This is a genomic window from Actinomycetospora sp. (genome assembly GCF_055612215.1).
Genome location: NZ_JBVPVA010000183.1, coordinates 1 through 6643 on the forward strand (window position 1 = coordinate 1; position 6643 = coordinate 6643).

4 protein-coding genes and 1 pseudogene are annotated in these 6643 nt (G+C 77.9%); all 5 read right to left on the bottom strand.

What is annotated here, in order from left to right; all coding sequences use genetic code 11:
• Window positions 1-1317 (bottom strand): annotated as a pseudogene (locus tag AC0CYZ_RS05110) (hypothetical protein); the annotation flags it as partial.
• A 418-nt stretch (window positions 1318-1735) separates the two neighbouring features.
• Window positions 1736-3664 (bottom strand): arabinofuranosyltransferase AftB family protein, encoded by a 1929-nt coding sequence (locus tag AC0CYZ_RS05115; protein WP_472212974.1) that lies wholly within the window; start codon window positions 3662-3664, stop codon window positions 1736-1738.
• Window positions 3665-3699: 35 nt separating this feature from the next.
• Window positions 3700-4968 carry a deoxyguanosinetriphosphate triphosphohydrolase gene (locus AC0CYZ_RS05120; RefSeq protein ID WP_472212976.1) on the bottom strand — a complete coding sequence of 423 codons (1269 nt, stop codon included), beginning with the start codon at window positions 4966-4968 and terminating at the stop codon, window positions 3700-3702.
• Entirely contained in the window at window positions 4965-5636 is a 672-nt protein-coding gene (locus AC0CYZ_RS05125; RefSeq protein ID WP_472212978.1) for a YdcF family protein, read from the bottom strand. The genes AC0CYZ_RS05120 and AC0CYZ_RS05125 overlap by 4 nt, the downstream gene beginning before the upstream one ends.
• On the bottom strand, window positions 5633-6643 hold a 1011-nt coding region (locus AC0CYZ_RS05130; RefSeq protein ID WP_472212979.1), incomplete at its 5' end, for an XdhC family protein. The genes AC0CYZ_RS05130 and AC0CYZ_RS05125, both read right to left, overlap by 4 nt.

Genomic DNA, 6643 nt, shown 5'->3' on the forward strand with positions numbered 1-6643 from the left:
GGACGACCCCGGGTCCGGGACGTACGGGCGCGGCCGGATGGCGGACGGCGCGGGCACCGAGGTCGGTACGGACAGCTCGCCGGTGTCGTCCTCGGGCACCGGCCAGGCGCGCGGGACCGGCGCGGCCGGGGTGAAGAGGTCGACGGTCCGGGCGGCCGGCGCGGTGGGCTCGCTCTCGGAGGACGCGCGGGCGGCCGGGATCTGAGCGTCGGGCGCGGGCTGGTCGTCCGCGTCGCCGTGCTCCCGCCACCGGGCGGCCTGGCGGATCGTCACCCGGGCCCGGCGCGCAGAGGGCGGCTCCGCGGCGAGGACCCCCTCCGCCGGCGTGGTCGTGGGCGCGGCGGCCGCAGGAGCCGTGAGGTCCGGCGTCGCGGCGTCCTCCCGGTCGCCGTCGACGCGTGGGGCCGGGTCCGTGCTCGGCGCGAACGCGGCCCACTCCCGCATCAGTTGGGCCTTCGCCGCGGCGCGGTCCTCGGAACTCGGCCAGGCGAGGCGGGGGCGCTCCTCCGGGCGCGGGGGGCGCGGCGACGGCAGCGCGGCCGGACCGGCCGGGCCCGCCATGGCCGCCGGGAACGCGCCCGTGGTCGGACCCGAGGTGGTGGCCGGGCCCGAGGTCGTGGCCAGGCCCGTGGTCGGACCCGAGGTGGCGGCCGGGCCCGAGGTGGCGGTCGGGCCCGAGGTGGCGGCCGGGCCCGAGGTGGCGGCCGTCATCGGCCCGGCGGGCGGCACGGGCGCCCACGGCGCGGAGGGCCGGCGCGGTCCCGAGGGCGACGGTGTGCCCCAGGGCGCCCGCGACGCCGTGTGCGCGCCCGGCTCCGGGTCGGGGCGCGCCGGCGAGGGGAACGGCGCGAACGGCGGCGACGCGCGGTGCGAGTCCGGCGCCCCGGCGGGGAGCGCGCGGGGGGATGCCGACGAGCCCGGAGCACCCAGGCCGGCCAACGCCCGTCGCGCGGAGGCCAGGTTTCCCCGCGCGCGGTCGACCCGCACGCTCACCCAGGCCGCCCCGCCGTCGTGTGCGTCGGGGACCAGGCGCACCACGTGGAACGCACGCTCGGTGGTCAGCACCAGGTCCTCGAGCGCCTGGCGGCGCTCCGTGGAGACGGCGGCGACGCGCCGGGCCCAGTCGAGCACGGCCAGGTCGGCCCGGGGCGGACCGCCGGCCTCGCCGCGCACGCGGTCACCCGCGACGTCGACGGCGAGGACGTACTCGGCGCCGGGCAGGGCCGCGAGTCCCGCGACGAGGCGGGCCAGTGCGTCCGGGGTCGCCTCGGGTGCCGGGTCGACGAGGGGCGGAGCCGCCCACCCGTGTGCCACCAAGGCGGTTCCTCACTAGGTGTCGGGGTCCAGGACCGGCGAACCGTATGGATGGCCGACGGTGACCGGCAAGCGTGCCGAACGGAGCAACGACCGTGCGGTTCTGCCCGAGACATGACCGAGCGTCGATGCGTCGCGTCCCCCGGGGACACGCCGTGGATCTCCACCGATCGTCCGTGCACGGAGGGCGTTCGGGTGGCCGCTGGGCAGCCCGAACGCCGAGCGACTCGGGCCGTTCGGAGCAGTAGTGTGTGCGCCGCATGGGCTGTCCGCAGCCCCCGGACGGGGTGCTCGACAGCCCCTGACCGTGCCGCGATCGCGCGTGAAGTCCACCGGTTCGGACCAGCGGGATCCGGCGTGGCGTGATCTCCGGCACCCCTCGTCCCGACCCCGCGACGGCCGTTCGGCCGAGCCCGGACGATCAGCGCGCGGGGGGCGTGCAGGCGACCTCGGAGAGCACCGGGTCGCGCGGGAAGCGCAGCGCGGTGCGCGCGGGGGCGCCGAGGAGGTTCTCCCGGAACCGCGACCACGTCAGCGGCGCCGACACCGAGTCCTCGAGCTCACGGATCGCCGGGCACTGCAGGGCGCGCCCGGCCGCCGCGACGTCGTCGGCGCGCACCGCGCGGTCGTCGGGTGCGACGCCGCCACCCCGGGCCACCGACCAGGCCGCGGGCAGATTCTTGTCGTGCCCGACGCGGCCGTCGGGAACCATCGTGGTGTGGGCCGCGAGCGGCTCCGCGAGCCCGACGGTGTCGGTGACGCGCACGTCGAGCGGGTTGAGCGCCCCCGCCGCGCCGAGATTGAGGAACACCATCCCGCTGGGCTGCCCGGGCGCCAGCGGCACCGTCTCCCACTCCGGCCCGGCCGGGCCGAGTCCGCGGGCCTGCAGGGCGAGCACCGGGACCGGGCTCTGCGCGATGAGCTTCGCGCCGCCGGCGACGTAGGGGTGGCCCCGGTAGTCGTCGGTGGTCAGCGGGTGGGGCGTGCCGAGGAGCTTGACGTAGAAGTGGCGCTCGTCGGCGATCCCGGACGCGGAGATGCCGTCGTAGGCGGGATGGGCGTTGAGCCCCACGCCCAGCGCCCACAGCGCCAGGGCCAGCAGGGGCAGCACCGTGCGCCGGCGCACGGGCAGCGCCATCACCGGCATGAGCAGGCAGAACACCGCCGGCAGCAGCATCCGGGCGTGCATGAAGTCCCCGCCGACCCGCACCACGTAGAGCACCACGGCCAGCCCGCCGACGACGGGGGCCAGCGCGACCGCGGCCGTGCCGGCCCGGTCCCAGGCCCGGGTCGCGCGGACGTCGGGGTCCTGCCGGTCGGCCACCGCCCGGCCCCGCCGACGCGCCCACCACTGGCTGCGGGCCAGCCGCGGCCCGGCGATCGCAACGGCCGCGACCAATAGGAACAGGGCAGGCACGAGCAGCCAGTAGGTGGCGACGGTGTCGCGCAGGTAGGAGTAGCCACGGCCCCACAGCGCGACCCCGGCCTCCTTGGCGAGCGCCGTGGACGGCACGAGCAGCCCGTAGTAGCCGGCGCGGAACACCTCGTAGCCCGCGGCGGGCGCGACGCACAGCGCGCCGAGCCCGACCACGCGCAACCACCCGCGCCGGTCGCGGGGCTGCTCGAGCACGGCGAGCGCGAGCCCGGCGGTGAGCGAGACCAGCGCGAGGTCGGGGCGCACGAGCGGCCCGAGCCCGACGACGAGCGCGGTCGGCCAGGCGGGCCCGGGACGGCGCCGGGCGCCCCGCGGCACGAAGAGCCGGGGTTCGCGCTGGGAGCGCCGCACGAGCAGCCACCAGGTGACCCCGAGCCAGCAGAACGCCAGCCCGGTCTCCAGACCGGAGGTCCCGAAGTCCCAGAACGGGGAGACCGCGAGCACGACGAGCCCGCCGGCCGGGACGACGACCCGCCCGAGCCCGGTGAGCCGGCGCGCGCCGTCGAGGGCGAAGCCCAGGGCGGCCGCGGAGAGCACGAGGCCGGCGCCGACCGAGGCGTACTCGAGCCGCACCGGCAGCGCTGCGAGCCCGATCAGCACGAGGGTCCACACCGTCGAGGTGTTGGTCTCCACCCGCTCGCCGACGTTGAACACCGGCCCGTTCCCGGCGAGGATCTGCCGGACGGTGCGCAGGAAGATCAGGCCGTCGTCGGACATCCAGCGGCGCTGCCACATCAGCACCACGTCGAGCACGACGGCGAGGCCGAGCAGCACCGCGGTCGTCGTCACCGGGCGGCGGCGGGCGCGGCGCGCGAGGCCCCCGGTGAGCTCGGCGGCGCGGCTGGCCGCGGGGTGCGCGGAGCGTCGGGGCACGGTGGGCCGCGCGGTGCCGGAGGTCGCCGTCTCGGCCGTCACCGGTCCTCCCCCTGCCGGTCCCGCCGGCCAGCCCCTCATCCCGGTACCAGGCGCCGCGGACCGTCGGCCCCGAGCCGGGCCGACCACGAGCGGGCCTGCGCGTCGGTGAGGACGGCGACCTGGTCGACGACGACCCGCAGCCGGGCGGCGGCGTCGTCCGCAGCGTCCCACGCCGGGCGGAACGCGGGGTCGAGGTCGCCCGGCGCGCCGTCGGCGAGTCGCCCGACCAGGTCGGTCAGCAGGCGCCGCTCCTGCTGCTGCGCCGCGAGCCGCGCGGGGTCGGACATCACCCAGCGCACCGCGGCCGCCTTGAGCAGCGTGACCTCCGCCCGCGCCCCGACCGGGACCACGAGGTCGTCGTCGGGTCCCGGCCCCTCGCCGGTGACGTCGAGCGTGGCGTCGACCGCCGCGGCGACGAAGCGGCCGACGAGCTCGCTGGTGAGTCGCTTGAGCGCGACCTGCGCCTCGAGCGTGCCCGGCTCCCCCGCCTCGCGCGCCACCGCCCGCAGCGGCGGGTAGCCCGCGAGGCGCTCGGCCGCGGCCTCGAGCTCGGTGGTGCCGGCCCCGAAGGCGTCGGCCGCCAGCGCGACGAGCCCGGCGTCGGGACGCGCGAGGCAGGCGGGGTCGATGCGCCCGGCGAGGATGGCGTCCTCGACGTCGTGCACCGAGTACGCCACGTCGTCGGCCCAGTCCATCGTCTGGGCCTCCGGGCAGGGCACCCCGGCCCGGGCGGCGGGCACCCCGGCACGCACCCAGGTGAACACCTCGACGTCGTCGTCGTAGACCCCGAACTTGCGGGCCCCCCGACGGCGTGGCCAGGGGTACTTCATGCACGCGTCGAGGGTCGCCCGGGTGAGGTTGAGCCCGCGGCAGCGCTCGTCGTCGAGGGTCTTGGGCTCGAGGCGGGCGAGCAGGCGCAGCGTCTGGGCGTTGCCCTCGAAGCCGCCGGCCTCGGCCGCGACCGCGTCGAGGGCCTTCTCGCCGTTGTGCCCGAACGGCGGGTGCCCGATGTCGTGGGCGAGGCCCGCGGTGTCGACGACGTCGGGGTCCAGCCCGAGATCCTCGGCCATCCCGCGGCCGATCTGCGCGACCTCGAGCGAGTGCGTGAGCCGGGTGCGCGGCACGCCCGTGACCTCGGCGTCCTCCCCCGGGCCGACCACCTGGGTCTTGCCCGCGAGGCGGCGCAGCGCCGCGGAGTGAAGCACGCGGGCGCGATCGCGCGCGAACGGCGAGCGCCGTTCCCGCCCGCGCTTGGGCTCCTCGGGGAAGAACCGCTCGCGCGGGTCCCGCCGGCCGCCGCTCACTGCAGGCTCGGGTCGGAGAAGTCCGACGAGGCGTGGGCGAGGTGGTAGTAGAGCAGGCCCGCGGTCTCGCGGACGATGTAGAAGAACTGGGTGCGGCGCGTCTGCACCACCGGGCCGCTCTTCGTCGGCGAGGTGGTGGCCTCGAGCCCGACGTCGCGGGCCATCGTGCGCGACCGCAGCGAGTGCCACGGGTCGCTGACGATCACCGCGGACGTCCAGCCCCGCTGCTGGGCGACGGTCCCGACGGCCTCGAAGCTGCCCAGGGTGTCGCGGCCCTCGTCGACGGGCAGGACGTCGCGGTTCGGGACGCCGTGCTCGGTGAGCCAGCGGTCGCCGCTCTCGGCCTCGGAGAACTGGTCGCCCTGCGCCGACCCACCCACGGTGACGATCCGCGGCGCGACCCCCTGCTGGTAGAGGGTGAGGGCGTGCTCCAGCCGGGCCTCGAGCACCGGGGACGGCCGGCCGTCGTACTGGGCGGCCCCGAGCACGAGGATCATGTCGGTGGGCGTGCGCTCGTCGACACGCCCGAGCTCCCACACCCGGAACGCGGTCCCGCCGATCAGCAGCAGGCCGACGACGAGGGCGCCGACGACGACACGGGGCGCCCACGTGAGGGCGGCGCGGGGGCGGCTGTGGGTCCGGGTGGGTGCCGGTCCGCTCCGGGTCATGCGCCGATCTGCCCCCGCCCGGCCGAGAGCGCGCCGGGGTCACGCCCGCTGCGGGTGGCGACGACCTCGGCGACGATCGACACCGCGGTCTCCGCCGGGGTGCGTGCCCCGAGGTCGAGCCCGACGGGCCCGTGGACGCGGGCGAGGTCGGCCTCGGCGACGCCGGCGGCGAGCAGCCGCTCGCGCCGCGCGGCCTGGGTGCGCCGGGAGCCGAGCGCGCCGAGGAAGCCCCGCCCGTGTTCGAGCCCCGCGATCAGGGCGGCGTCGAATCCCGGGTCGTGGTCGAGCAGGACGAGCACGTCGACGTCGGTGAACGCGGCCACCGCGGCGGTGGTCTCCTCGATCGTGCCCACCTGCCGGTACCCCCAGCCGAGCACGCCGGCCTGGGCCGCGAGGGCCTCGGCGATGGCGCCCGCCCCGACGACGAGCAGGGAGGGCACCGGCACCCAGAGGTCGACGAGCACGTCGGAGCCCGCGAGCTCGGTGCGGTCGGTGGCGGTGGCGCCGCGGCGCAGCAGGCCGCGGGCGTGGGCCAGTGCGGCATCGTCGAGCTCGGCGGACCCGAGCGAGCCGTGGACGCTGCCGAGCTCGGGACCGGTGGCGGCCAGCGCCCGGGTCCCGTCGGCGGGCGAGATCAGCGCGGCGGGCACGCCCTGGGCCAGCGCGGTCCCCAGCGCGTGCGCCGGGTCGGCCTCGAGGGGATGTGCGAGCAGGGTGGCGCCGCCGGCGCAGGCGAGCCCGGCGGCGACGGCGTCGTCCTCCGCAACGTGCGCGTCCTCGGTGGTGGGCGCGGTGAGCGCGTGGCGCGCGAGGTCGGCCGCGGCCCCGTCGAGCGCGCCGCGCAGCAGGTCCCCGCCGAGGACCACCTCGCCGAGCAGCGTGCCCCGGGCGGCGAACAGCTGGCCGGGCTCGACGGTGCCGAACCCGTGCCGCGCCAGGACCCGGACGACGCTGACGGGCGCCGCCGGGTCGTCTCCCCCGGCCAGGACCTCACTCAGCGGACTCAC

What these genes read in the sequence shown, in the direction of transcription:
- AC0CYZ_RS05125 (WP_472212978.1), bottom strand. Translation starts at nt 5,636, where the DNA reads ATGACCCGGAGCGGACCGGCACCCACCCGGACCCACAGCCGCCCCCGC.